We start from the raw sequence: 25,734 nt of genomic DNA, 5'->3' as shown, positions 1-25,734 counted from the left end.
CCGGATGGCACCGCCCCACTCCGGGTGATGCGGATGCGCCTCCCCTCAGCGAACGCGCCGCCACCGGTCCGCGACGGGTTCGGCGGCCCCCTCCAGCATCAATGTGCCCAGGTGCGCTCGGACGTCCGCCCCGGACATCCCGGAGCGGGCGGCGACGTCCTCGACCCGGCGCGGGACACGGTCACTCAGCGCATCGAGCACACGGATCCGCCCCGCCGCTTCCGGTGACGGGGCGGCCGTTCCGTTCCCCGGATCGAGACCGATGAGCTCCCGGACATCGTCGACCCCCGTCACGCAGACCGCGTCGAACTCGCGCAGGAGACGGTGCGTGCCCGCGGATGCCGCGCTCGTCACCGGACCCGGTACGGCACCGATCGGGCGACCGAGGGAGGCGGCGTGACCGGCCGTGTTGAGAGAGCCGCTGCGAACACCCGCCTCGACCACGACGGTGGCATACGTCGCCGCAGCGATCAGCCGATTGCGTTGCAGGAAGCGCCACTTGGTGGGCGCCGCACCGCACGGCACCTCGCTGACGACGGCGCCGGACGCCGCGATCCGCTCCAGCAGGTCGGTGTGCCCGCTGGGGTACGCGCGGTCGCAGCCGCCGGCGAGGAATGCCAGCGTCGTGCCGCCGCTCGCGAGGGCGGCACGGTGGGCGGCACCGTCGATGCCGTAGGCGGCACCGGAGACGACCACGATCCCCGCCCCAGCGAGCCCCGCGGCGATCTCCCCCGCCACGTGCTCTCCATAGGAGGTGGCCGCCCGAGCGCCGACGATCGCGACGGACGGATCCAGTCCCGCCGACCACCCCCGCCCGCCGCGTACCCAGAGGCACGGCGGAGCGTGGTCACCGAGATCGTCGAGGGCTGCGGGCCAGTCGTCGTCCCCCGGGACCACCACGGCGACACGGTGTCGCTCCGCGCGCTCGAGGGCCTCCTCGGCGGTCCGCGATCCGAGCCTCGGTGCCCATCTCTCGATCGCGGCCTTCGCCTCGTTCCGACCGATGTCAGCCTCCGCGGCGAGCACGTCCGCGGAGGGCAACCCTTCGACCAGGCGCCAGGCTTCGGCTGCGCCGCGCGCGCGGATGAGCGCGCCTCCCAGCCGATCCCCGGGCTCGAGCAGCCCGCTCCAGAGGATCCGCGCAGCGCGGTCCTCCCGCTGCCAGGCATCCGGTTCCGTGGCCGCCGGCCCGACATCGGGCATCCGGTCCACGAGATCGTCCAACGATGTCATGCGGCGATCCCCTTCTTCATGAACAGCGCCCTGCCGATGTCGCCCGGCTCCAGGCGCATGCGGCCGTCCATATCGGCGAGGGTCCAGGCCACCCGGAGGACACGGTCGTAACCGCGGAGGGTCAGCGCCCCGCGCTCCAGGGCGGCGTCGAGCGGTCCGCGGACGCTCCGGTCCGGTGCGGCGGGACCCTCCCTCAGCCACGGTCCCGACACGTCCACGTTCCGGCGCCAGGGTGTCGCGTGCAGGCGCCGGGCCGCGCTGTCCCGTGCTCGCGCCACCCGTTCCCGCGCCTGCGCGCTGGTCACCCGGTCCGTCGCCGGGTCGGCACCGATCCTGGCGACCCGCCGCATCGGCAGTTCGATGTCGACCCGGTCGAGGAGCGGCCCGGAGAGCCGTCCGAGATAGCGCCGGATGGCGAAGGGCGCGCATTCGCAGGCGGCCCCGCGCACACCGTGGTTGCCGCACGGACAGGGGTTCGTCGCAAGGACGAGCTGGAACCGCGCGGGGTAGCGCACCGACGCGCCCGCCCGGTGGATCTCGATGTCCCCGCGTTCGAGGGGCTGACGGAGGGCGTCCAGCACCGATGCGGGAAACTCCCCCGCCTCGTCGAGGAACAGGACGCCCTCACTGGCGCGGGCGATGGCACCCGGACGGATCACCCGCGACCCTCCTCCCACGAGTGACACGATGCTCGCGGTGTGGTGCGGCGCCTCGATCGGCGGCACGCGGGACAGGCTGCTGACGCGTTCTCCGGAGAGCGATCGGATCGATGCCACCGCGAGCGCGGCGCGCTCGTCGAGGGGCGGGAGGATCCCGGGGAGCCGGCGGGCGAGCATCGTCTTGCCTGCTCCCGGCGGCCCGCTCATGAGCAGGTGGTGGCCGCCGGCTGCGGCGACGATCAGCGCCTCCACGGCGTCCCGCTGGCCGACCACATCCGAGAGATCCGCCGGTTCGGGGTCGTCGCAGGGCAGGGGCTCCGGGATGTCGGGCGGAACCTCGGGAACCTCGATCTGCGCGCCGTGGCGACGCGCCACCTCGGCGAGCGTCGCCGCCCCGACGACGTCGATCCCCTCGACCAGGGAGGCCTCGGCGAGGTTGCCGATCGGCACCATGATCCGCGTGCGGCCCGCCCGTGCTGCGGAGACCACCGCGGGGAGGACGCCCGCGACCGGACGCAACCGTCCGTCCAGCCCCAGCTCCCCCAGGTGCACGGTCGCGGCGACCGATGCGGTGTCCAGCCCGCCGTCTGTCGCGAGGGCCGCGACCGCGATCGCCAGGTCGAAGGCGGAGCCGTGTTTGGGCAGGCTCGCCGGGGAGAGGTTCACCGTGATCCGCCGCCGCGGAAGCGGCAGACCCGAGTTCGCGCACGCATTGTGCACACGCTGCACGGCCTCGCCCAGTGCCCGGTCCGCCAGGCCGATGATGCGGAAATCCGGCGTCTGCTGGCTCAGATCCGCCTCGACATCGATCAAGGCGCCGTCGAGGCCGGACAATGCCACCGCCCAGGTGCGGGCGACGCTCATCGCACATCCCGCAGGTGCTCCAGCCGGAAGCCGCCGCGACCTGCGCCGATGGCCGACACGGCGTCGATGCGCACGGGTCCGCCGCGCGCGTGTTCCGGATGCGCGGCGCACCAAGCCATGGCCAGCCGCCACAGCCGGGACCGTTTGCGGGCGTCGATCGCCTCGAGCGGGTGCCCGAACCGTTCCGAGGTGCGCGTCTTGACCTCGACGACGACGAGTTCCGTCCCCTCACGGGCGACGATGTCGATCTCCCCGTCCGCGCACCGCCAGTTGCGCGCCAGCACCTCATAGCCCTGGGCCCGCAGATAAGCGGCCGCGGCGCCCTCGCCGTCCCGCCCCAGATCGTCTTTCGCTGCCATCCCCCCAGCGTTCCTGGCGGCGCGAAGCGACGGGCGGGGATCAGCGCGTCGGTGAACGGATGAGCCGCCTGCGCGCCTGGGGAGGCGGGGATGCGTCAGGTGTCGAGCGACCGTCCTTCGGGCATTCAGCTCGCGGTCGGGGTGCCCTCGGATCGGCTGCGGCGTCCGCCGATCTCCCGGCCCGGCTGAAGACCACCGAGCGCTCACCGCACCGTGCCGTGGCACCCTTGAAGAGTGACCCGACTTCCCCTGCGCGCGCGGCTCCTCACGGCGCTGGCGGGCGATCCGGACGGAACGCCCGCATGGGTTCGAGCTTTGGCTGAGGGTGACGACGGCGGCTACTTCGCCGACGGCGGCGCGGTCTGGACGGTGCACGCCGGCACGGCGACGTTCGTCGCGGGCATACGCGCTCTTCTCATCCAGGCGCTGCACCCGGGCGCCATGGCGGGCGTCCATGACTTCTCCCGCTATCGCGAAGACCCCATCGGGCGTCTCACCGGCACGGTGCGCTGGATCATCTGCGTGACCTATGGGTCGACCGAGCAGGCTCACGCTGAGACGGCCCGGGTGGGTCGCCTTCATCAGAGGGTTGCCGGTACCTACTCGACGGACACCGGCCCCCGCACCTATTCGGCGTCTGACGCGGCGCTCCTGGAATGGGTCCATGTCGCCTTCACCGAGGCGTTCCTCGGCGCCCACCAGCGCTGGGGCGGCTCGATCCCGGGAGGGGCCGACGCGTATGTGCGGGAATGGGCACAAGCGGGCCGGTTGATGCACGTATCCGATCCGCCCGAGACCGAGGCCGATCTGAGGGCGCGGATGGATGCCTACCTCGAGCGGGGTGACCTCCGGCATGACGAGCGTGTCGCCGAGGTCGTGCGGTTCCTTCGCAACGTCCCCTTCACCGGACCGATGCGGCTCGCCTACCGCGTGCTGTTCGCCGCTGCGGTCGCGAGCCTTCCGCGCGCATACCGCAAGCTGCTCGGTCTGCGACGAACGCCCCTGCCCGTGATCACCGCGACCAGAATCGTGCTCGCCATCTCATCCCGCGCCCTCGGGTCAGGTCCACGCGCCCAGGACTTCGCCCGCGACCGGATTCAGCGACTTCAGAACGCCGGTCACGGGAAGGTCGGCGGATGACCGACGACGACCCGAGAGCGGACGGCCTGGACGCGCTGCGTTCGCGCATCATCTCCGAGCAGACCGTGCGCCTGCGGGGGAGGCGGGGATGCGTCAGTTGTCGAGCGACAGCTCTTCGGGCAGCTGGAAGTCGCGGCGGGAGAGCTCCTCGACGTTCACGTCCTTGAACGTCAGGACGCGGACGCCCTTGACGAAGCGGTCGGCGCGGTAGATGTCCCACACCCACACGTCCTTCATCGAGATCTCGAAGTAGAAGTCGTTCTCGGTGTCCCGGCGCACGACGTTCACCTCGTTCGCGAGGTAGAACCGTCGCTCGGTCTCGATCACGTACTGGAACTGCGAGACGACATCCCGATACTCGCGGTACAGGGCGAGCTCGAGTTCGCGATCGTAGTCTTCGAAGGCGTCGTCATCCATGGTGCTTCCATCCTAGATCGGACGGACGCCTCCGCGACCACGCTCAGAACAGCGCGGGTGCGTCCAGGATCGCCCACGACGCCCGGTGATGGTCGCTCATGCCGTGTTCGAGGATCGCCGCACGGTGCGCGGAACTGGCGTATCCCTTGTTCCGGTCCCAGACATACACGGGTGCGCTCTCGTGCAGGTCGACCATCAGCGAGTCGCGGGCGACCTTCGCGAGGACGGATGCGGCCGCCGCGCTCGCGCAGTCACGGTCGCCCTTCACGATCGGCCGCACGGCGCACTCGAGAGGACCTGCCGGACTGATGTAGTCGTGGTTCCCGTCGAGTAGGACGATGGCGTCCGCGATGGGCACCCCCTGACCGCGGAGCCCTGCGATGGCCCGATGAGCGGCGCGTCCCAGCGCCCGGATGATCCCGACCTCATCGATCTCGGCGGATGTCGCCCAGCCGAGGGCGGACGCATCCACCCACGCGGCCGCGCGCTCCGCGACCTCGACCCGGCGCGCCTCGGGGATGAGCTTCGAGTCCCGCAGACCCTCCGGGACGCGGGGCCTTCCCGATCGTGGCGCCATCACGGTCGCCCCGATCGTCACCGGTCCGGCGAGGGCGCCACGCCCCACTTCGTCGCAGGCGATGACGATGCGTCCCTCCGCCCACAGCGCCCGCTCCACGCGGAGGGTCGGCGCGACCGGCGTCACCGCGAGGCCTCTTCGGTATCCGGGACGGTCGAGAAGAGCTCGTGGTGGGAGTCGATCGACCCGAACCGGTCGAAGGGCCAGGTGATCAGGAAGGCGCGGCCGACGAGGTTCTCCATCGGCACGAAGCCCTTCCCGGGCTGGTCCTGGTTGTAACGGGAGTCCTTCGACCGGTAGCGGTTGTCCCCCATCATCCAGAGGGAGTCCTCCGGGACGACCACGTCGAAGCCGACCGCCGACGCGGGGGCGCCGGGCTCGGGCAGTTCGAGGTAGGGGGTCTCGTCCACCGGCGTGCCGTTGATCGTGAGCTGGCCGAGGTCGTTGCAGCAGACCACATGGTCGCCCGGCAGACCGACGATGCGTTTGATGAGGTGATCATCGCTGTCCGGAGCCGCGAGTCCCACGAGCGAAAGCACCCACTCCACGGCGTCCACCACAGGGCCGCGCGACGGGGTCTCCGTGCTCGTGCCGAGCCATCCGCCGGGGTCGCGGAACACCACCACGTCCCCGCGCTCGTAGCCGCCGAAGCGCGGCGTCAGCTCGTCGACGAGGATCTGGTCCTTGACCATGAGCGTCTGCTCCATCGACGCCGAAGGGATGTAGAACGAGCGCACCAGGAAGGTCTTCACCAGGAAGGACACCGCGAGGGCGACCAGCACGATGACCAGGACGTCCCGCAGGAAGATCGCCGCGCCCCGGCGTCGTGTCCGCGGTCGCGGTGCCCCAGGAATGGAGACGTCGGGGGTCGCGCTGTCGCTGGTCATGGGGGTCCTTCGGTGCGGGGCGCTTCGCGCCGGTCTCTAGGGTCGCACACCGTGCCTCGGGATCGCGTGTGACCGCACGGGAGCCGGCATGCGACGACGAAACCCCCGGTGCGCGATGCACCGGGGGTTTCACGGGAGACGACTCAGTTGTCGCGCTTCTCCTTGATCTTGGCCTTCTTGCCACGGAGGTTGCGCAGGTAGTAGAGCTTCGCGCGACGCACGTCACCGCGGGTGACGACCTCGATGTGGTCGATGACCGGGGAGTGAACCGGGAAGGTACGCTCCACGCCGACCTGGAAGCTGATCTTGCGAACCGTGAAGGTCTCGCGCACGCCGTCGCCCTGGCGGCCGATGACGACACCCTGGAAGACCTGGATACGGGAGCGGCTGCCCTCGGTGATGTTCACGTGCACCTTGACGGTGTCACCGGGACCGAACGCCGGGATGTCGGAGCGGAGCGATGCCGCGTCGACGAAGTCGAGGATCTGCATGTCTGGATCTCTTCCTGCAACCGCCACAGGTCGGCAGCAAAATTGGTGTTCATGAAGTGGAGGTGGTACCCGTGCCGCCCGCATGCGGGCGACGGACTCCCCTGAGGCAGAGCCGGTCAGGGCACAAACAATCATTCTGCCACGTTCGCGCGGCGCAGCCAAAACGTCACCGCTCCGGCCGGGTCGTCTCCTCCACGATGATGACGCTCTGCGGGTCGTCGCCGGCGGCGCTGCGCTGCCGATCGGGCATGGGCGGGATGTAGGCGGCACCGTTCGACGCGTGCAGGACGACGTCCGCCGGACGCGCTTCCTGCCAGAGCTGACGCAACTGCAACCAGACGAGGGCGATGCCGACCAGCACGGTGACCACCATCACGGGCGCCCACCAGGCGGCGACGTAGAAACCGAGCGCGATCGTCAGCGCGTGCCAGACCCCGTATCCGAGCACGTCCCACCAGGAGACGGCACGGAGGGCCCGCACGCTCGGACGCATCCGGGTGAGGACCGTCAACGCGAGCTGCCCGAGGAACACCGAGGGGATCGCGAGGAACAGGACCCAGAGGAACGCCCAGCCGCCGGCGTTGAACACCCCCCAGCCCACGAAGAGCCAGAGCGGCAGCAGCACGGCAGCGGGGAACAGCCACCGGTAGATCGCGCGTCTCAGCCACATGCTTGCGATGGTACGCGGCGTCGACCGTCCGCGGGGGCGCGTGCCGCGCACTCACCGGGATCACCCAGCCGGGCGCGGGGCGCGCCGATCACGCCACGACATCCGCGACAATGGAAGGGACATCGAAGGAGCACCATGATCGAACTTCGCACACCCGCCGAGATCGAGGAGATGCGGCCGGCCGGCCGTTTCGTCGCCGAGGTGCTCGCCACCCTGCGGGACGAGACGAAGGTGGGGACGAACCTCCTCGCCATCGACCGCCGGGCACACGAGATGATCCGCAAGGCGGGCGCCGAGTCCTGCTACATCGACTACCACCCGTCCTTCGGAGCGAGCCCGTTCGGCAAGGTCATCTGCACGTCCATCAACGATGCCGTGCTGCACGGTCTCCCCCACGACTACGCGCTCCGCGACGGCGACCTCGTCTCTCTGGACTTCGCGGTGTCGGTGAACGGCTGGGTCGCCGACTCGGCGGTGTCCTTCGTCGTCGGCACGCCGCGTGACGAGGACCTCCGCCTGATCGAGACGACCGAGCGCGCCCTGGACGCGGCGATCGCGGCCGCCCAGGTCGGAAACCGGATCGGTGACATCTCGGCGGCCGTGGCACAGGTGGCGCACGGCGAGGGCTATTCGATCAACACCGACTTCGGCGGGCACGGCGTCGGACGGATCATGCACGGCGACCCGCACGTGCCCAACGACGGGAAGGCGGGACGCGGGTACCCGCTGCGCGCCGGTCTCGTCGTGGCGCTCGAGCCCTGGTTCCTCGCGACGACCGACAAGCTCGTCACGGATCCGGACGGGTGGACCCTGCGCAGCGCCGACGGATCCCGCGGTGCTCATTCCGAGCACACCATCGCGATGACGGCGGACGGCCCGATCGTGCTGACCGACCGTTCGTTCCTCGGCGTCGACTGACTCTGCGGAGGGCGCCCCGCGCCCGACCGGCGAACTTCAGTCGGCCAGAAGGTCGGGGCGCCGTTCCCGGGTGCGCTCGATCTGCTGCGCGCGGCGCCATTCGGCGACGCGTCCGTGGTGCCCGCTGAGGAGCACATCGGGCACGTCGTAGCCGCGCCAGGACGCGGGCTTGGTGTACGAGGGGTACTCGAGGAGGCCATCCTCGTGGGACTCCTCGACCAGGCTGGCCGGATTGCCGACGACGCCGGGGATGAGCCGGCCGACGGCCTCGATCATGGCCATCGCCGCGACCTCGCCGCCGTTGAGCACATAATCGCCGAGACTCACGAGACGAACGTCGCCGAGGGTCGCAGCGTATTCGAAGACGCGCTCGTCGATCCCTTCGTACCGCCCACATCCGAACACGAGGTGGTCCGCGGTCGACCACTCCCGGGCCGTGGCCTGGGTGAACCGCTCCCCCGCGGGCGACGGGAAGACGAAGATCGGGCGCCCCGGCGAATCCGCGGCGATCGCATCGAGGACCTCGCCCCAGGGCTCCGGCTTCATGACCATGCCCGCGCCGCCGCCGTACGGCGTGTCGTCCACGGTACGGTGCCGGTCGTGCGCGGCGTCCCGCAGGTCGTGCACGCGCACGTCCAGCAGGCCGCTCCCCCGGGCCTTGCCGAGCAGCGAGACCTCGAGGACGTCGAAGAACGCCGGGAAGATCGTGACGACGTCGATCCGCACGTCAGTCCTCGTCGGTGGCCGGAGCGGCGTCCGAGAGCGGCGCGGGCGCCGTCGGCTCGTCTGCCGGGAGTTCCTCGAAGAGACCTGCCGGAGGCGTGACGACCACTCGGCCGCCGCGGATGTCGACCTCCGGGACGATCGCCTTAACGAACGGCACGAGCACCTCGTTGTCATCGCCGGTGTCGACGATGAGGAGGTCCTGGGCGGGCATGTGGTCGACGCGGGCCACGCGGCCGACGACGGCACCGTCACGGATGACGCTGAGACCCACCAGCTGGTGGTCGAACCAGGCATCCTCCTCGGCAGACTCGGCGTCCGCGTCCTGGTCGATCCACAGGATGGCGCGCACGAGCGACTCGGCCCCCTCGCGGTCCTCGATGCCCTCGAGGAAGACGACGGGATGGGAGTTCATCCATTTGAACTCGCGCACGGTGACGGTCTTGCCGAACCACGGCGAGGAATCCGGCACCTGCAGGGTGAAGACCGCACCGGTGTGGAAGCGGCCGTCGGGGTCATCGGTGTACAGCTCTACCTTCAGAGCGCCCTTCAGACCGTGCGCCTTCACGAGGCGGCCGACGCGGAGCTGGGTCTTGGCCGGGTGCGGAGGGCGCGCAGAGGCCCTCGCCCGCTCGGACGATTCTTCGCTCATCAGTCGTCGGCGACGTCGACGCGCACGCGGGACCCGTCGGCGAGAGCACTCACCACGGTCCGCAGGGATTTGGCGGTGCGGCCGCCGCGCCCGATCACGCGACCCCGGTCATCGGGGTGCACGTGCACCTCGAGCACGTCGCCGCGGGGCGACGTGGACGAGACGATACGCACGGCGTCAGGGTGATCGACGATCCCCTTGACGACGTGCTCGAGCGCGGCGGCAAGCACGACGGTTACGCCTCGGTGCTCTCAGCGGCCTCGGCCGGGGCCTCGGCTGCGGGGGCGTCGGCCTTCTTCTCGGCCTTGGGCTTGACGACCGACTTCTTGGCGGAGTCGACCTCGAACGGAGCCTTGGGCTCAGCGACCTTCACGGTGCTGACGGCGTTGGCGTCGCCCTTGTAGCGGCCCCAGTCACCGGTGAGCTTGAGCAGCGCGCGGACCTGCTCGGTCGGCTGTGCGCCGACGCCGAGCCAGTACTGCGCACGGTCCGAGTCGACCTCGATGAAGGACGGGTTCTCGGTGGGGTGGTACTTGCCGATCTCCTCGATGACACGACCATCGCGCTTGGTGCGCGAGTCGGCGACGACGATGCGGTAGTACGGCGCACGGATCTTGCCGAGACGCTTGAGACGGATCTTGACAGCCACGATTCTCCTGAATGTGTGGAAGGTGGTCGAACCAGGCGCCTGGAGCGTGGGGTGCACACCCGGCGGAAGCTCTGTAGGGGCGGATCTCATCGGATAGAGGGTCGGACGATGATCCAGCGTCCTATTTTGCCAGATGATCGGGGATGCCGCGAACCAACCGGTGCCGCGTGTCAGACTTGGGCCTGTGACGGTCAACTTCGCTCCCTCCCGCCGCTCGACCGTCGGGGTGGAATGGGAACTCATGCTCGCCGACGGCGCCACCGGTGATCTCGTCCCCCGGGCACCCGAGGTGATCGAGTCCCTCTCCGAGCACACCGCACCGGAACGGTTCACCGTCACGGGCGAGCTCCTCACCAACACCATCGAGCTGACCAGCGGCGTCGGCGACACGGTGGAGGCGGCGATCGACGACATCGCCGACGCGATCTCGGCGGTGCGCACGGCCACCGACCCGGCCGGCATCGAGCTGCTCTGCGCAGGAAGCCATCCGTTCGCGCAGTGGTACGACCAGAGGGTGACCGACAAGACCCGGTACCACTCCCTCATCGAGCGCACCCAGTGGTGGGGACGCAACATGATGATCTGGGGCATCCACGTGCACATCGGCGTCGAGGACGTCACGAAGGTGTTCCCCCTCATCGGCGCGCTGTCGGCGTACCTGCCGCACCTGCAGGCACTGTCCGCGTCCAGCCCCTTCTGGGCGGGCGAGCGAACCGGCTACGCGTCGAACCGGTCCCTGGTCTTCCAGCAGCTGCCCACCGCCGGCCTCCCGTGGCAGTTGTCCGACTGGGCGGGATACGAGGGGTACCTCGAGGACATGGTGCGCACCGGCGTGATGGCCGATGCGACCGAGGTGCGCTGGGACATCCGGCCGGCTCCGAAATGGGGGACGATCGAGATACGCGCCTGCGACGGGATGTCGACCCTCCCCGAGCTCGCCGCGGTCGCCGCCCTGACCCAGGTCCTCGTCGAGGACTTCTCCCGGCGACTGGACGACGGCGAGGACCTCGCGGTCCTCCAGCCGTGGTTCGTCCGGGAGAACAAGTGGCGTGCGGCGCGCTACGGGATGGACGCCGAGGTGATCGTCGACCGTTCCGGGCGACAGGAGCCCGTCGCCGAGCACCTCCGCGAGACGATCGATCGGCTCTCCGAGACCGCTGACGAGCTCAAGTGCGCCGGCGAGTTCGCGGGTCTGCAGTCGATCCTGTCCCAGGGTGCCAGCTATGAGCGACAGCTCGCGGTGGCCAGCGCCGCCGACGGGGACCTGCGTGCGGTGGTCGCCCACCTCATCCGCGAGTTCCGCGCCGGTCCCAGCCGCCGGGAGCCCCTGAACGCGCTCTGATCCGCTCCGCGCGGCTCTCAGCCCTTGCCGAGCATCTTCTGCAGCTCGGCGAGGTCCGCCGCACTCGGCGCCTTCTGTGCGCCGCCGAGCCCGAAGCCGGACCCGGTGGGGGTGGCCGCCTCCGCGGCGGCACCGGCGTTCTCCGCCGCGCGCTTGGCGGGGTTGCCCGACCGCGAGCCCTTCGCCTTCTGCTGCTTGCCGCGCTTGCTGGACGCGCCCGGACGGCCCATCGACCCCATGCCGGGGATGTTGGGCACGCCGCCGCGCGCGACGGTCTTCATCATCTTCGCCGCCTGCTCGAAGCGCTGGACCAGCTGGTTGACGTCGGTGACCGTCATCCCGGAGCCCTTCGCGATGCGCAGGCGACGGGATCCGTTCAGGATCTTCGGGTTGCGGCGCTCCCCCGGCGTCATCGAACGGATGATCGCCTCGGTGCGGTCGATCTCGCGCTCGTCGAAACCGTCGAGCTGCTGTTTCATCTGGCCCATGCCCGGGAGCATCCCGAGCATCTTCTTCATCGAGCCCATCTTCTTCATCTGCTGCAGCTGCTCGAGGAAGTCCTCCAGCGTGAACTGCTCCGTCGCGAGCTTCTCCGCCATCTTCATGGCTTCGGTCTCGTCGAACGCCTGCTGCGCCTGCTCGATCAGGGTGAGGATGTCACCGAGATCGAGGATGCGGCTGGCCATGCGGTCCGGGTGGAAGGGCTCGAGATCCTCCAGGCCCTCGCCGGTGGAGGCGTAGATGATGGGACGGCCGGTGACGGATGCCACCGACAGCGCGGCACCACCGCGCGCGTCGCCGTCGAGTTTGGAGAGCACGACTCCGGTGAAGTCGACGCCCTCCTGGAACGCCTTGGCGGTGTTCACGGCGTCCTGACCGATCATCGCGTCGATGACGAAGAGGACCTCGTCGGGGTCCGTGGCGCGCCGGATGTCGGCGGCCTGCTTCATGAGCTCCTCATCGACGCCGAGCCGTCCGGCCGTGTCGATGATGACGATGTCGTGCAACTGGCGCTTGGCGTACTCGACGCCGTCGCGCGCGACCTTGACCGGGTCGCCGACACCGTTGCCGGGCTCCGGGGCGTACACGGCCGCGCCGGCGCGCTCGGCGACGACCTGGAGCTGGTTGACCGCGTTCGGGCGCTGGAGGTCCGCCGCGATGAGCAGGGGCGTGTGCCCCTCCTTCTCGAGCAGCCGGGCGAGCTTGCCGGCGAACGTCGTCTTCCCGGATCCCTGGAGGCCCGCGAGCATGATCACCGTCGGGGGCGTCTTCGCGAACCGCAGACGCCGCTGCTCCCCGCCGAGGATCGCCACCAGCTCCTCGTTGACGATCTGCACGACCTGCTGGGCCGGGTTGAGTGCACGGTTGACCTCGTCGCCCAGCGCCCGCTCACGGACCTTGCCGGTGAACTCCTTCACGACCGGAAGGGCGACATCCGCGTCCAACAGCGCGCGGCGGATCTCGCGGACGGTGCCGTCCACGTCCGCCGCGGTGAGCTTGCCCTTCGTGCGCAGATTGCGGAAGGTCTCGGTGAGCCGGTCGGAGAGAGTGCCGAAAGTCGCCATGATTCCCCGATTCTACGCTGAGCGGCGGACGAGTCCGGGGCATCCCCGCCGATGCGCCGTCGGCGGGTCCGGCGAACGCGCGCGGATCCCGCCGGTCAGCGCGCGGCGAGCTCGAGGGCGTCGGCGAGAACCCCCTCCAGCGAGGTGTCGTCACCCGTCCTGTCCGCCCAGGCCCAGACGGCGGCCAGCACCGCCGCGGCATAGGCCGCTCCCCGCACCTCGGACTCCAGGGACGATGTTCCTTCGGCACGGAGGCGTTCGGCCACGGCGTTCTGCAGGCGGGCCTGCCGGAGGGCCCGGTCGCGGGCGAGCTCGGCGGCGACCCCCATGGCCTCCGCGTTCGTGATCGCGAGGGCGAGCGTGTCCGGGACGAGACCGTCCGCGAGGGCGGACAGCGCGTCGCGGACCGTCACCTCCGGCGTGCGGAGCAGGTCCTCCGCCACCCGGATCCGCTCGTCGAAGCGGGTCCAGAGCACGTCGACCTTGCCGGCGAAGTAGTTGAAGAAGCTGGAACGAGAGACGCCGGCGCGACGGGTGATGTCGGCGATGGAGGTCGCGTCGTAACCCTGCTCCAGGAACAGTTCGCTGGCGGCCTCGGCGATCGTCTCACGCGAGGAGGCGCGCGGACGACCGGGGCGGGCGGATGCGGACACGCACCCAGCTTACGGAGCGGCCGACACCCCCTGAGGACCCCTAGACTCGATTTGTTGGACCGCATCCATAAAGTACGGTCCGTCTCCCACAGCAAAGGCACACCATGCACAGCGCCCCCACGGCCCACCACCGTCGCACCCTGCCTCTCCTCGCCGTCTCCCTCGCCGGGCTCCTCGCGCTGGCTGGGTGCGCCGCCCCCGCTCCGAGCGCACCCGAGTCGGGCGGCACCCTCGTCTATGCGACGGGCGACGCGGAGCCCACCTGCCTCGACCCGCATGTGGGCGGCAACTATCCCCAGGCCCTGATCTCGACCCAGTACCTCGAGCCGCTGGTCGGCCGCGACGAGGACGGGGAGATCACGCCCTGGCTCGCCACCGACTGGACCGTCTCGGACGACGGGCTGACATGGGACTTCACCCTGCGCGAGGACGTCGCGTTCACCGACGGCACTCCCCTGGACTCCGCTGCGGTGAAGGCGAACATCGAGCACCTCCAGGACCCGGACACGGGCTCTTCGACGGGCTACCTGGCCGTCGAGAAGGTGCGCGAGGTCGAAGCCGTCGATGCCGGGCACGTCCGCTTCCACCTCTCCGCGCCGGACTCCGCGCTGCTGGAGTCCCTCAGCCAGCAGTGGACCGCCATCCAGTCCCCGGCCGGGCTCGCCCGCGGCATCGACGAAAACTGCGCCGCCCCGGTCGGCACCGGTCCGTTCATCGTCGACGAGTGGGTGCCCCAGCAGCAGATCACCCTGGTCCGCAACGATGCGTACGTCGCCCCGGACGGCGGCACCGAGGATGCCGGAGCGCCCCACCTGGACGAGATCGTCTGGCGCTTCATCCCCGACGCCGCCACCCGCTGGGCGGCGCTGCGCGCGGGAGAGGTCAACGTGATCGACAACCCCCAGCCGGACGCCATCGTCGCCGCGGAGGCATCGGAGGACATCGCCCACATCGACGCCCCCCGCCCCGGCTCGGTCAACCGCATCGAACTCAATTCGGGACAGGCCCCCTTCGACGATGAGCGCGTGCGCACGGCGTTCCTCCTGGCCGCGGACCCGGAGCCGGGCATCCGGTCGCTCTACCAGGGCACCGTGGAGCGCTCCTTCTCACCGCTGGCGAGCACCGAGCCGCTGGCGTTCTCCGATCCCGAGCCGTTCGGCACCGATGTCGCCGAGGCCGAAGCGCTCCTGGACGAGGCCGGATGGACCGACGAGGACAGCGACGGCATCCGCCTCAAGGACGGTGCGCGGCTCACCGTCCGCTTCCCGGTGAGCACCAACCAGTCGGTGGCGGCGGAGCAGTCCCTGTTCGAGCAGATCCAGGCCAACGCCGCTGCCGTGGGCTTCGACGTCATCCTCACCCCCATGGACCTCTCCGCCTGGTATGCGGCACTCGGCGCGAACGAGTACGAGGCGGTCAGCGCTCCGTACACGAAGGTCGGTCCCGACGTCCTGCGCATCCTGTACCACTCGGACGGCATCATCCCGGCGCCGTCCGGGTACTTCGCCAACCACGCGCAGCTGTCCGACCCGGAGCTCGACGCGGTCCTCGATGCGGCATCCGCGACGAGCGATGCCGAGGAGCGGGCGGACCTGTACGCACAGGCCCAGCGGATCATCCTGGACAGCCGCACGGTGCTGCCCCTGTACGACCAGCAGAACCATTTCCTCACCCGGGGCGTGACGGGGGTCCGCACCCTGGGCACGGTCGCGACGCCGACCTTCGTCGACGCCCGCCTCGGCGACTGAGCCCGACCGATGCGGTTCGCACGCTGGGCAATGGCCCGCATCGGTTCGGCCCTGCTCGTCGTCTGGGTCGTCACCACCGTGGTCTTCTTCGCACTGCGGGCGTCGGGCGACCCCCTGGAGGCGATCCTGGGGGGACCCGGTTCGCAGGCCGGTGAGGAGGCCGTCGCCCGGGCGCGGGAGACCTACGGGCTGGACCAGCCACTGATCTGGCAGTACCTGCTTCTCCTCGGTCGCGTCGCGACGATGCAACTGGGCGATTCGTACGCCCGCAGGCAGAGCGTGGTGGACCTCATCGCCGCCCAGCTGCCGTCGACCCTGCTGCTGGCGACCCTCGCGCTGGTGCTGGCGTGGGCGCTCGCCCTCACCGGCGCGCTCATCGCGCAGACGGCTCGTGGTCCTGTCGCGCGGTCCTTCTCCGTGTTCCTCCGGGGCGCCGAGGTGGTCGCCACCGTCATGCCGCAGTTCTGGCTCGGCGCCGTGCTCATCCTCGTGTTCGCGGCCGGCCTCGGCGTGCTCCCCGCCACCAGCAGCGGGGCGGACCCGGCGGGCCTCGTGCTGCCGGTCGTGACACTCGCCATCCCGATCGCGGGCTTCCTGGCGCAGGTCATGCGCGACTCCCTCGCCGAAGCGGACGCGGCGCCCTTCGCGACGACGGCGCGCTCGCGCGGCGCGTCCGAGACGCGGGTGCTCCTGCGGCACACGCTCCGCCACGCCAGCCTTCCGGTGCTGGCCCTCTCGGGATGGGCGTACGGCAGCCTGCTCAGCGGAGCGGTCGTGGTGGAGACGCTCTTCGCCCGGCCTGGTCTCGGCCGGCTGCTGATCGACGGCGCCATGCAACGCGACGTGCCCCTGGTGATCGGCGCGGTGGTGGTGGTCGCCCTGGTGTACATCGTGGTGCTCGTGGTCGGCGATGCCCTCGAGCTCCTGGTGGATCCGCGTCTCCGGCGCGGACGGGGCGTCGTCTCGCCCCCTGCGGACGTGGCGGTGGGATCGTGACCGTCCTCGCCCCGACCGTCCTCGCGGTGCGCGGCACGGCGGCACGGCTCGGGCCGACCGGTCTGCTCGCCGCCGTGGTCCTGGTCCTGCTCCTGCTGGCCGCCCTGTGGCCGGGGTTGCTCGCTCCGGGCGCGGCGCTCGCGATCGCTCCCGCCGACGCCTTCCAGCCGCCCTCCTGGGGGCATCCATTCGGCACCGACGAATCGGGGCGGGACATCTACACGCGCGTCGTCCACGGCACGGCCCCCTCGGTCGGGATCGGGATCGCCGCGACCGCCATCGGCGTCGGCGGCGGCCTGGTGCTGGGATTCGCGGCGGGCCTCGGGCCGCGATGGCTGGATGCGGCCATCGGCCGGATCATCGAGGTGCTCTTCGCCCTCCCGACTCTCGTCATGGCGCTGCTGCTGGTCGCCGTGATGGGTCCCGGCACGGGTGCCGCCGTGCTCGCGATCGGGGCGGCCACGGCCCCGGGGTACGCCCGCATCCTGCGGGCCCGCGTCCGAGGCGTCGCGCGCAGCGACTACGTCGCCTACGCCCGCTGGGAGGGCGCACGCCCCGTGTCCGTGTTCTCGAGACACATCGCCCCCAATGCCCTCTGGCCGCTCGTGGGGGTGGGCACCCTCGGTATCGGCCAGGCCGTGGTGTGGGTGAGTGCGCTCAGCTTCCTCGGGTTCGGAGCCCTCCCGCCCTCACCGGAGTGGGGGGCCATGCTCAACGCGGGACGCGTGTACATCTCCAGCGCGTGGTGGATGACGATCTTCCCGGGACTGGCGATCGTGGTGACGGCGACGGCCCTCACCGTGCTGGGGCGACGCGTCGGGGGAACGGGGCGAGGATGACACTGCACGTGGAAGGGCTCACGGTGATCCTGCCCGGGGCGGGAAAGGTGCTGGATGACGTCGACCTGCATGTCGGGCCGGGTGAGCGGCTGGCGATCGTGGGCGAGTCGGGGGCCGGCAAGTCCGTTCTCGCCCGGACGCTCCTGGGGCTGACCCAGGACGACCCCCGCGCACGTGTCACCGCCGACCGGTTCGAGATCGACGGTCGGGACGTCCGGCGTCTGTCCCGGCGCGCCTGGCGCCGGATGCGGGGCACCGCCGTCTCGCTCGTCCTCCAGGATGCCCTGCAGTCGCTCGACCCGCTCCGCACGGTGGAGGCGGAGGTGGGCGAGGCCCTCGCGATCCGCGGCGCGCGCCGCGGGGACCGACGGGAGCGCGTCATCCGCGCTCTCGAGGAGGCAGGGCTGCCCGGAGCCGAGCAACGGCTGCGGCAACGGTCGGAGGAGCTTTCCGGCGGGATGCGGCAACGTGTCCTGATCGCCTCGGCGCTGGTCGCGGGCGCACCGCTGCTGGTGGCGGACGAGCCCACGACCGCGCTCGACGCGACCGTGGCGGCCCGCATCCTGGGGCTGCTCGGTGACCTCCCCCGCCGGGGGCGTTCGCTCGTGCTCATCAGTCACGATCTCGGAGTCGTCTCCCGCGTCGCCGACCGCGTCGCGGTGCTCGACGCCGGCCGGGTCGTCGAGCAGGGAGCGACCCGTGATGTGCTCGAACACCCCCGCCACCCCGTCACCCGCGCACTGGTGGACGCGATACCGCGTGGCGCGAAGGAGGCGTCGGACCCCGACGGCGGACGCGTCCTCCTGGAGGCGAAGGATCTCACACGCCGATACCGCGCCCCGGGCGGGCGGACGGTCACCGCGGTGGACGGCGTCGGCATCACGGTCCGTGCAGGACGGACCGTCGGTGTGGTCGGCGAGTCCGGCTCCGGCAAGACGACACTCGCCCGGCTCCTGATCGGCGCGGAGCGCCCCGATCGGGGAGAGGTCACCCTCGGCACACCCCCGCCCCGCATCCGCCTCATCCCGCAGGACACGCTCGGCTCCTTCGACCCGCGGTGGACCGTCGCGCGGATCCTCCGGGCCGCCGCAGGCCGCGAGGGCCAGAGGCCCGAGGATCTGCTCCGCCAGGTCGGTCTCCCGCCGGCGTTGCTCGGCCGACGCCCGGCCTCGCTCTCCGGCGGTCAGCGTCAGCGCGTCGCGATCGCCCGAGCGCTGGCGGGCTCTCCGGATCTGCTCGTCTGCGACGAACCGGTGTCCGCTCTCGATGTCACCACTCAGGCCGGGATCCTGGAGCTCCTGTTGGAGCTCCAGCGCACCGCGGGGCTGGGGATGGTGTTCATCTCACACGATCTGGCCGTCGTGCGTCGCGTCAGCGATCGCGTCATGGTGATGCGGGACGGCAGGACGGTCGAAGCCGGTCCGGTCGAGGACGTCTTCTCATCGCCGAGGCATGACTTCACGCGCGAACTCATCCGCGCCGCCACCCCGGCCTGACCGACGTGCGAGACGACTCAGTCCGCGCTGGTGACCGACTGGACGCCCCCGTCGGAGTCCAGGTTGACCAGGAGCACGTCGTCGGTCTCATCGGCGTCGAGCGCGTACTCCAGCACGGCGAACGGGTCCGCGCCGCCGTGCTCGTCGGCGAGGATCGTCAGGCTCGTCAGCTGCATCGACCTGATCACGTCGACGTGCACGTCGCCGGAGAGGTCCACCAGCATCCCGGGCAGCGTCTCACCGTAGGTGGCCTGCTGCTGCAGGATGTACTCCGTGACCTCGCTGGTGCGGTCGTCCAGTTCGGCGATCATCGCGTTCCGGGCGACCATGTCGAGCTGTTCGAGTGACGACACCAGGGACGCCGCCACGTCGAGGGCCGCCTCCGAGACGTCGTCCTGATCCGGCGCGGTCAGATCAACCGTCACCGTCTGGTCGCCGAACTCCACGTTCTCCGACCAGAAGATCGAACCATCGGGGCCGGACTCCAGGAGCCCGAAGAAGTCGTGTTCGATCGCCATGTCCTTATGAAACCAGCCTGTCAGCCCGGACGGTAGTGCGACGCGCAGTCCGCCTCCGTACCCGCCCGCGCATCACGAGACGAGGGCGTCGACGAACACGTGCGGCGTGAAACCGGTGAGATCGCCGATCCCCTCGCCCTGACCCAGCAGCTTGACCGGAATGCCCGTTCGCTCCTGCACGGCGAGCACGAAACCGCCCTTGGCGGAACCGTCCAGCTTCGTCAGCACGAGCCCGGTCACCCCGGCGTGCTCCAGGAACGCCTGGGCCTGCATGACACCGTTCTGACCCGTGGTGGCGTCGAGGACGAGCAGGACCTCGCTGATGGGGGCCTGCTTCTCGATGACGCGCTTGATCTTGCCGAGTTCGTCCATGAGGCCGCCCTTGGTGTGCAGGCGCCCCGCGGTATCCACGAGCACGATCTCGGTGCCGGTGTTCTTCGCGTATTCGACGGTCTGGAACGCGACGGATGCCGGGTCCTGACCCTCCTGCTGCGGGCGCACGATCGCCGCTCCCCCGCGTTCCGCCCACGTCGCGAGCTGGTCGACCGCCGCCGCGCGGAAGGTGTCCGCCGCCCCGACGACCACCGAGCGGTCGTAGCGACGGAGGAAGTGCGCGAACTTGCCGATCGTGGTCGTCTTGCCGACCCCGTTGACGCCCACGACCAGCACGACGGCCGGACGCTCCGTGAGCCGGAGCGTGGTGTCGAACGCGGCGAAGTGCTCCTCCAGCGTCTCCTTCAGCATCCGCTGCAGGTCACGCGGATCCGTGGTGCGGTACCGCTCCACCTTCTCGCGCAACTCCTCGAGGAGGCGCTCCGTGATGTCCGGGCCGAAGTCGGCGGTCAGCAGCGCCGTCTCGAGGTCTTCCCAGGTGTTCTCATCGATGACGGGTTTGACGAACATCCCGCGCAGGGCACGCCCCAGGGACCACGATCTTTCGGCCATGACTCCAGCCTAGGGGCCTGACTAGGCGCTCTCGCGTTCCCGCACGCGTTGACCGACCACGGCGGACACGCCGTCCTGCCGCATGGAGACGCCGTAGAGGGCGTCAGCGATCTCCATCGTGCGCTTCTGATGCGTGATGACGATCAGCTGACTGGACTCGCGCAACTGCTCGAACACGCTGAGCAGTCGCCCGAGGTTGGCATCGTCCAGCGCGGCCTCGACCTCGTCGAGGATGTAGAACGGGCTCGGACGGGCCTTGAAGATCGCCACGAGCAGTGCCACCGCGGCCAGGGATCGCTCCCCGCCGGAGAGCAACGAGAGCCGCTCCACCTTCTTCCCGACCGGCCGCACCGTCACCTCGATGCCGGTGCGCAGCGGATCCTCCGGCGCCGTCAGGGCGATGCTGCCCGTCCCGCCCGGGAACAGCACCGGGAAGACCTCGGCGAACGCCGCCTTGGTGTCTTCGAAGGCGGCGACGAAGATCGTCTGCATCCGCTCGTCCAGCTCCGCGATGATCGTCAGGAGGTCGGCGCGGGTGCGGGTGAGGTCGGCCAGTTGGTCGGTCAGGAAGGTGTGCCGCTGCTCGAGCGCGGCGAACTCCTCCAGCGCGAGCGGGTTGACCCGGCCGAGCTGCGCCAGCTTCCGCTCCGCATCCTGGAGCCGCCGCTTCTGCGCGGCGCGATCGTACGGCACGCCCTGGGGCGCATCGCCGTCCTCCCCCGTCGGGCCGTTCTCCGCGGGGATGAGCTGATCGGGACCATATTCCGAAATGAGAATGTGCTCGTCCAGCCCCAGCTCACTGTGCACGCGTTCCAGCAGCGCGGTGACGTGCAGACGCTTCTCGTGGATGCGCAGTTCCAGGCCGTGGACGCTCTCGGTCAGGCCGCTCAGTCGCTCCCGGAGCGCGGCTTCCTCGCGTCGCGCCTCGGACAGTTCCGCGGTGACCGCGGTGCGCGCGGTCTCGGCGGTGGCGAGCGCGACCCGGGCCTCGGTGACGGATCGATCCACGGACTGCATGAGCGCGGGCAACTGCGCGGCGACGCCCGCCGCGATGTCACGCTGGCGGCGACGGAGCACCGCCCGACGGGCGGCCTCCTCGGCGGCTGAGCGCTCCCGCTCGCGCTGTCGTTCCAAGCCTGCGACGCGGGCCTCCCCGGCACGGATGCGCTCCCGCAGCGTCTCCACGTCCAGTCGGCAGCGCATCTCGGCGTCCCGCGCCGCTTCCAACGCCGCGAGCATGCCGTCGCGGGCGGAGACGTCCAGGATCGGACGAGGCGCCTCCTGCGCATTCGCGAGCCGCTCGTCCGCCACCCGGGCGGCGTCCTCGGCCTCCGCGACGGCTTCCTGCACCTGACGCAGGGACGCGGTCAGCCGATCGCACTCCGCGATCGCCGCCTCGTGCCGCACCGTTGCCCGGTTGACCTTCTCGGCGTGGGCGGCGAGGGCGGCATCGTGCGCGCGGAGGGCGGCCAGGGCGGATTTCGTGTGCGCGCGGGCCTCGGCGAGGTCGTGCGAGCGATCCCCCAGCGCCTCCCGCAACGAGTCCGCCACGACCCTGATCTCCGAGAGTCGGTCGACCGCCGCATCGCGCTCCGCAGCCAGTTCCAGACGCGAGCGGCCCTGCCCGGAGCCCGCACGGACCGTGAACCGGGTCGCGACCTCGCCGCTGCGCGTGACGATCGTCACGTCCGATGCGTCCGCGTGCTCCGCCAAGGCGAACGCTGCCCGGAGATCGTCCACGATGACCACGCGCGAGAGCAGCCCGAGCACGCCCGGCGGCGCCGTGACGACATCCCGGGCCGCGACGATGCCCTTGCCGGTCGGGATCCTCGCGGGCTCCGTGGCGACCTCGGCGACGACGATGTCGACGACGCCGTACTCCCCCGTACGCGCGGCATCCACGGCGGCCATGGCATCCGCGCGGGTGTCCACGAGCACGCCCTCCGCGACGGCCCCCAGGGCCGCGGCGATCGCCGGCTCGTATCCCGCCGCGACCTGCACGGAATCGCCCACCAGGCCACGCACCCCGGGACCTCCGCCGAAGATCAGTTCCGACGCGCCGGTGCGCACGTCCAGCGCGCGGCCGAGCGCGGTCACCTGCGCGGTGAGGGAATCCTGTTCCCGCTCCGCGGCATGCAGTCGTTCACGGATGCCGGCGACGTCGTTCTCGGCCTCGGTCGCGCGGCGCTGCGCCTGCTCGTACGCTGCGGCGTGCTCGGCGGAGGATTCCTCAGGAACGAGATCGGGGTCCACTCCCGCGAGTTCCTCGGCCGCGGCCGCGCGGCGGCTCTCCGCGGCGTCGAGCGCCTTCTGCTGACGTTCGACCCCGGCCCGCACCGCCGCGAGGGCGGACTGGGCGGCCTCCGCGGATCCGCGCAGCGCGGTCAGCCTCATGTCGTGCTGGGAGACGAGCGCGCTCTGCTCGGCGATGTCGACGTCGAGCGCGTCGAGTTCGGCGCGGGCGCGGGTGACCTCGCGCGCCGCCGCCGCGGCGGCATCCTGGGCCTCGCCGACCCCCGTCGACACCTGCTCCAGTTCGGCGCGCGCGTCGTCGATCGTCGACTGCGTCACGGACGGCGTCGGCACCAGTGCGTCCTCGTCGACGGACAGCAACGCGAGACGCTGCCCGGTGAGCGTGTTGAGGCCGCGCAGCCGTTCCTGGACCCGCTCCAGCCCGAACGCGACGCTCCGGGCACTGTCCACCGCGGCGGAGCGCTCCTGAGCCTCGAGCGCGGCCACCCTGGCGCGCAGGGATTCGGACCGATCCTGCAGCAGGGTGCGCTCGGCGCGCCGCTCCTGCTCGTTGCGTGCGAAGTCGGCGAGCTCGGTCCGCAGGGCCACCAGCTCGTCCGCCAGCAGGCGCGCCTTCGCGTCACGCACCACCGCGGCGATCGTGGCAGCCTCCCGGGCGACCTCCGCCTGGCGCCCGAGCGGCTTCAGCTGACGACGCAGCTCTCCGGCGAGATCGCTCAGGCGGGTGAGATTCGCCTCCATCGCATCGAGCTTGCGGAGGGTCTTCTCCTTGCGACGGCGGTGCTTGAGGATGCCGGCGGCCTCCTCGATGAATCCGCGACGATCCTCCGGGCTGGCCTGGAGAACGGTATCGAGTCTCCCCTGACCGACGATGACGTGCATTTCCCGCCCGAGTCCGGAATCGCTCAGGAGCTCCTGGACGTCGAGAAGCCGGCAGGACTGACCGTTGATCGCGTACTCGCTCGCGCCGTTGCGGAACAGTGTGCGACTGATCGTGACCTCGGCGTACTCGATCGGCAGAGCACCGTCCGAGTTGTCGATCGTGAGCTGGACCTCGGCACGTCCGAGCGGTCCGCGGGTGGATGTACCGGCGAAGATGACGTCGTCCATCTTGCCGCCGCGCAGAGTCTTCGCGCCCTGTTCGCCCATCACCCACGCGAGTGCGTCGACGACGTTCGACTTGCCGGATCCGTTGGGTCCGACGATGGCGGTCACCCCGGGTTCCAGGGCGAAGGTCGTGGGCTGGGCGAAGGATTTGAACCCTTTGAGCGTCAGGCTCTTCAGGTGCATGCAGGATCCTCCGGCCGGTTCGACGAGCTCCGCTCAACGGTACCCGAGCACGCTCCACGGCCCCTGCAGGCTCGCCCCGCAACACACACGACACGCCCGGGATGTTGACAGCGCTCTCTCAGCGGGTCTATGTTCGCTTCTCGCAACCGATGTCGAGAGGAGGTCGCCCCATGATGAACCCAGCTTGCACCCGCACCCCGCGTGTCAACGCCCCGGCGACCGTCTCCATCGATGCGTTCCGGATCGGCGGCGCCGCCGCGATCCAGAACCCCGCGTACGCCGCGAACTAGCGCGCACAGGGGACGAGTCCGCCCACGACGGGTCGGACGCCTCCGGCGTCCGTGGCCCGCTCGGGTCGCCGTCCCGCCCGCGCTCATGCGCACCCTGCGTACCCTCCCGCCGCACTCGGCATGGCGCCCTTCCGCGCCGCCCCGGCCCTTTCCCTCCCCCTTCCGAATCAGGACATCACCATGAAAACCCTGCACGTCTCCGCCGACGTGTCCGCGAGCACGGACACCGTCACCCCGCTCACTCATCCGCCGGCCCGCGCCTCCGTCCTGGAAAGGACGGCGATGCGCCTCGGCCTCTGGCTGCTCCTCTGGGGCCGTCACCGCTCGGAGCGCCGCGCCGACTTCGACGCGTACTCCCGCCACCGTCTCGCCGAGCAGGTATGGGCGGAACGTCACCGGGCAGACGCCTATGGGACGTTCCACCTCCCCCTCCTCTGAACCGCGGCGCCGCCGCATCCGCACCAGGAGGTGCACACATGTCCCCGTCCACCCTCGAATTCCATCCGATCCGCGTCCCCGGGTCCGTGCACGGCGACGACGCCGCCGACTTCCGCGACATGGTCGAGGTCCGCAACCGGGTGTACCGCGAGATCTCCGGTCATGACGACAACCGGACGACGGCGGAGGAGATCCTCCCCGTCTACCGTCCCGACGACCCGCACGAACGGCGCTTGCTCTGGCTCGTGCGGGCGGCGGGACGGCCGGTCGGCCGACTGGGGATCGACCTCCCGTTGGAGGCCGGTTCCCGGTCGGCGTACCTGCTGATCGAGCTGGCCCGGGACGCCTGGGGCCGCGGCATCGGCTCGGCGGCCGAGACGTTGCTCGTCGACGTGGCTCGCCGGGAAGGACGCTCCATCCTGCAGACCTGGGTGGAACACCCCGCCGCAGAGGGAGAGCGCCTCACGCCGCCGACGGGCTACGGGAGCGTGCCGCTCGACCACGCGGCACGCTTCCTGCTGCGCCACGGGTACACGCTCGAACAGGTCATCCGGGTCAGTGCCTACGACCTGCACGGACCGCACGAGCACCTCGCCGTCCTCGCGGAGCACGCCCGCGCCGCCGCATCCGGCTACCGGACGGTGCAGTGGGAGCTCCCTACTCCGGACGCGTACATCGAGGGGTATGCCTGGATGAAGTCGCGCATGTCCACGGACGCGCCCGCGGCCGGACTCGTGGTGGACGAGGAGATCTGGGATGCGGATCGCCTCCGTGCCCATGACGCCCAGTACCTGGACGGAGGCCGCCGCGTGCTGGTCACCGCCGCCGTGCACGTCGCCACCGGGGAGCTGTGCGCCTTCAACGAGCTGGCGATCGGGCAGGACCCCACGGAAGCCTCCCACCAGGAGGACACCCTCGTGCTGACGGCGCACCGAGGTCACCGCCTCGGCATGCTCGTGAAGGCCGAGGGCCTGCTGAGCTGGCGCGAGCGGTGGCCGGGCTCGCCGCGCGTGATCACCTACAACGCGGAGGAGAACCGCCCGATGCTCGACATCAACGAGGCGCTGGGATTCGTTCCCCGCGCCTATGAGGGGGCGTGGAAGAAGGTGCTCGGATGACCCG

At 70.8% G+C, this 25,734-nt stretch carries 26 protein-coding genes; 9 read left to right on the top strand and 17 right to left on the bottom strand.

Annotated elements, in window-relative coordinates:
* Positions 1 to 45 precede the first annotated feature (45 nt).
* The 3 genes from dprA to F6J84_RS06835 are packed head-to-tail and all read right to left on the bottom strand — an operon-like array spanning position 46 to position 3,115.
* Positions 46 to 1,233: a DNA-processing protein DprA gene (gene dprA / locus F6J84_RS06845; protein WP_150972466.1), complete on the bottom strand. Its 1,188-nt coding sequence runs from the start codon at positions 1,231 to 1,233 to the stop codon at positions 46 to 48.
* Positions 1,230 to 2,756, bottom strand: coding sequence for a YifB family Mg chelatase-like AAA ATPase (locus F6J84_RS06840; protein ID WP_150972464.1), 1,527 nt, complete (start codon positions 2,754 to 2,756; stop codon positions 1,230 to 1,232). Before F6J84_RS06840 ends, dprA begins: the two co-directional genes overlap by 4 nt.
* Positions 2,753 to 3,115, bottom strand: coding sequence for a YraN family protein (locus tag F6J84_RS06835; protein ID WP_150972462.1), 363 nt, complete (start codon positions 3,113 to 3,115; stop codon positions 2,753 to 2,755). Before F6J84_RS06835 ends, F6J84_RS06840 begins: the two co-directional genes overlap by 4 nt.
* Positions 3,116 to 3,349: 234 nt before the next feature.
* On the opposite strand from F6J84_RS06835, the gene F6J84_RS06830 reads away from it, so the two are divergent.
* Positions 3,350 to 4,255, top strand: coding sequence for an oxygenase MpaB family protein (locus tag F6J84_RS06830; RefSeq protein WP_150972460.1), 906 nt, complete (start codon positions 3,350 to 3,352; stop codon positions 4,253 to 4,255).
* A gap of 93 nt (positions 4,256 to 4,348) precedes the next feature.
* On the opposite strand, the gene F6J84_RS06825 is transcribed toward F6J84_RS06830, so the two are convergent.
* The 5 genes from F6J84_RS06825 to F6J84_RS06805 all read right to left on the bottom strand — a co-directional run bounded on the left by F6J84_RS06825 (position 4,349) and on the right by F6J84_RS06805 (position 7,297).
* Positions 4,349 to 4,672, bottom strand: a complete 324-nt coding sequence (locus tag F6J84_RS06825; protein ID WP_150892350.1) for a DUF2469 family protein — start codon at positions 4,670 to 4,672, stop codon at positions 4,349 to 4,351.
* Between the two features lie 43 nt (positions 4,673 to 4,715).
* Positions 4,716 to 5,375 (bottom strand): ribonuclease HII, encoded by a 660-nt coding sequence (locus F6J84_RS06820; RefSeq protein ID WP_150972458.1) that lies wholly within the window; start codon positions 5,373 to 5,375, stop codon positions 4,716 to 4,718.
* A complete protein-coding gene (lepB, locus tag F6J84_RS06815; protein WP_150972456.1) occupies positions 5,372 to 6,136 on the bottom strand; it encodes a signal peptidase I in 765 nt (254 codons plus the stop codon). The genes F6J84_RS06820 and lepB overlap by 4 nt, the downstream gene beginning before the upstream one ends.
* A gap of 143 nt (positions 6,137 to 6,279) precedes the next feature.
* Positions 6,280 to 6,627, bottom strand: a complete 348-nt coding sequence (gene rplS / locus F6J84_RS06810; protein WP_150972454.1) for a 50S ribosomal protein L19 — start codon at positions 6,625 to 6,627, stop codon at positions 6,280 to 6,282.
* Positions 6,628 to 6,793: 166 nt separating this feature from the next.
* Positions 6,794 to 7,297, bottom strand: a complete 504-nt coding sequence (locus F6J84_RS06805; RefSeq protein WP_150972452.1) for an MFS transporter permease — start codon at positions 7,295 to 7,297, stop codon at positions 6,794 to 6,796.
* Between the two features lie 135 nt (positions 7,298 to 7,432).
* Here F6J84_RS06805 and map point away from each other — a divergent pair, with 135 nt between their 5' ends.
* Entirely contained in the window at positions 7,433 to 8,215 is a 783-nt protein-coding gene (gene map, locus F6J84_RS06800; protein WP_150972449.1) for a type I methionyl aminopeptidase, read from the top strand.
* Positions 8,216 to 8,251: 36 nt separating this feature from the next.
* Here the strand turns inward: map and trmD are convergent, their stop codons facing one another.
* Genes trmD through rpsP form a run of 4 tightly spaced genes read right to left on the bottom strand, consistent with a single transcriptional unit; the run spans position 8,252 to position 10,239 of the window.
* Entirely contained in the window at positions 8,252 to 8,941 is a 690-nt protein-coding gene (gene trmD, locus F6J84_RS06795) for a tRNA (guanosine(37)-N1)-methyltransferase TrmD (protein ID WP_150972447.1), read from the bottom strand.
* Between the two features lies 1 nt (position 8,942).
* Positions 8,943 to 9,590: a ribosome maturation factor RimM gene (gene rimM / locus F6J84_RS06790; protein WP_150972444.1), complete on the bottom strand. Its 648-nt coding sequence runs from the start codon at positions 9,588 to 9,590 to the stop codon at positions 8,943 to 8,945.
* Positions 9,590 to 9,820 carry an RNA-binding protein gene (locus tag F6J84_RS06785; protein WP_150892343.1) on the bottom strand — a complete coding sequence of 77 codons (231 nt, stop codon included), beginning with the start codon at positions 9,818 to 9,820 and terminating at the stop codon, positions 9,590 to 9,592. The genes rimM and F6J84_RS06785 overlap by 1 nt, the downstream gene beginning before the upstream one ends.
* Positions 9,821 to 9,825: 5 nt before the next feature.
* Positions 9,826 to 10,239, bottom strand: coding sequence for a 30S ribosomal protein S16 (gene rpsP / locus F6J84_RS06780; RefSeq protein WP_150892342.1), 414 nt, complete (start codon positions 10,237 to 10,239; stop codon positions 9,826 to 9,828).
* A gap of 184 nt (positions 10,240 to 10,423) precedes the next feature.
* Between rpsP and F6J84_RS06775 the strand changes: the two genes are divergently transcribed.
* Entirely contained in the window at positions 10,424 to 11,581 is a 1,158-nt protein-coding gene (locus tag F6J84_RS06775) for a glutamate--cysteine ligase (protein ID WP_150972442.1), read from the top strand.
* Between the two features lie 17 nt (positions 11,582 to 11,598).
* Here the strand turns inward: F6J84_RS06775 and ffh are convergent, their stop codons facing one another.
* Both ffh and F6J84_RS06765 read right to left on the bottom strand, forming a co-directional pair.
* Complete coding sequence (gene ffh / locus F6J84_RS06770; RefSeq protein ID WP_150972440.1) at positions 11,599 to 13,146, bottom strand: signal recognition particle protein; 1,548 nt, start codon at positions 13,144 to 13,146, stop codon at positions 11,599 to 11,601.
* 95 nt (positions 13,147 to 13,241) lie between these two features.
* Positions 13,242 to 13,799 carry a TetR/AcrR family transcriptional regulator gene (locus F6J84_RS06765; RefSeq protein WP_150972438.1) on the bottom strand — a complete coding sequence of 186 codons (558 nt, stop codon included), beginning with the start codon at positions 13,797 to 13,799 and terminating at the stop codon, positions 13,242 to 13,244.
* A 104-nt stretch (positions 13,800 to 13,903) separates the two neighbouring features.
* On the opposite strand from F6J84_RS06765, the gene F6J84_RS06760 reads away from it, so the two are divergent.
* Genes F6J84_RS06760 through F6J84_RS06745 form a run of 4 tightly spaced genes read left to right on the top strand, consistent with a single transcriptional unit; the run spans position 13,904 to position 18,878 of the window.
* Complete coding sequence (locus F6J84_RS06760; protein ID WP_150972436.1) at positions 13,904 to 15,547, top strand: ABC transporter substrate-binding protein; 1,644 nt, start codon at positions 13,904 to 13,906, stop codon at positions 15,545 to 15,547.
* A 30-nt stretch (positions 15,548 to 15,577) separates the two neighbouring features.
* Positions 15,578 to 16,543: an ABC transporter permease gene (locus tag F6J84_RS06755; RefSeq protein WP_238702627.1), complete on the top strand. Its 966-nt coding sequence runs from the start codon at positions 15,578 to 15,580 to the stop codon at positions 16,541 to 16,543.
* Positions 16,540 to 17,382: an ABC transporter permease gene (locus F6J84_RS06750; protein WP_238702626.1), complete on the top strand. Its 843-nt coding sequence runs from the start codon at positions 16,540 to 16,542 to the stop codon at positions 17,380 to 17,382. Before F6J84_RS06755 ends, F6J84_RS06750 begins: the two co-directional genes overlap by 4 nt.
* Positions 17,379 to 18,878, top strand: a complete 1,500-nt coding sequence (locus tag F6J84_RS06745) for an ATP-binding cassette domain-containing protein (RefSeq protein ID WP_150972432.1) — start codon at positions 17,379 to 17,381, stop codon at positions 18,876 to 18,878. The genes F6J84_RS06750 and F6J84_RS06745 overlap by 4 nt, the downstream gene beginning before the upstream one ends.
* Positions 18,879 to 18,895: 17 nt before the next feature.
* Here F6J84_RS06745 and F6J84_RS06740 read toward each other — a convergent pair whose 3' ends face one another.
* From F6J84_RS06740 to smc, 3 genes are all read right to left on the bottom strand, one after another.
* Entirely contained in the window at positions 18,896 to 19,396 is a 501-nt protein-coding gene (locus tag F6J84_RS06740; protein ID WP_150892335.1) for a DUF2004 domain-containing protein, read from the bottom strand.
* A gap of 72 nt (positions 19,397 to 19,468) precedes the next feature.
* Entirely contained in the window at positions 19,469 to 20,341 is an 873-nt protein-coding gene (gene ftsY / locus F6J84_RS06735) for a signal recognition particle-docking protein FtsY (protein WP_150892334.1), read from the bottom strand.
* Positions 20,342 to 20,362: 21 nt separating this feature from the next.
* The gene (gene smc, locus F6J84_RS06730; protein ID WP_150972430.1) at positions 20,363 to 23,884 is read right to left on the bottom strand and encodes a chromosome segregation protein SMC; all 3,522 of its coding nucleotides are present in this window, start codon (positions 23,882 to 23,884) and stop codon (positions 20,363 to 20,365) included.
* Between the two features lie 470 nt (positions 23,885 to 24,354).
* Here smc and F6J84_RS06725 point away from each other — a divergent pair, with 470 nt between their 5' ends.
* Positions 24,355 to 24,612, top strand: coding sequence for a hypothetical protein (locus F6J84_RS06725; RefSeq protein ID WP_150972428.1), 258 nt, complete (start codon positions 24,355 to 24,357; stop codon positions 24,610 to 24,612).
* Between the two features lie 38 nt (positions 24,613 to 24,650).
* On the top strand, positions 24,651 to 25,730 hold the full coding sequence (locus tag F6J84_RS06720) for a GNAT family N-acetyltransferase (RefSeq protein ID WP_150972426.1): 1,080 nt from the start codon (positions 24,651 to 24,653) through the stop codon (positions 25,728 to 25,730).
* Positions 25,731 to 25,734: the final 4 nt, after the last annotated feature.

This window comes from Microbacterium caowuchunii (assembly GCF_008727755.1).
GTDB classification, from domain to species: Bacteria; Actinomycetota; Actinomycetes; order Actinomycetales; family Microbacteriaceae; genus Microbacterium; species Microbacterium caowuchunii.
Note: the sequence above shows the minus strand (reverse complement) of the source record. Positions and strands in the feature narration are given on the sequence as shown.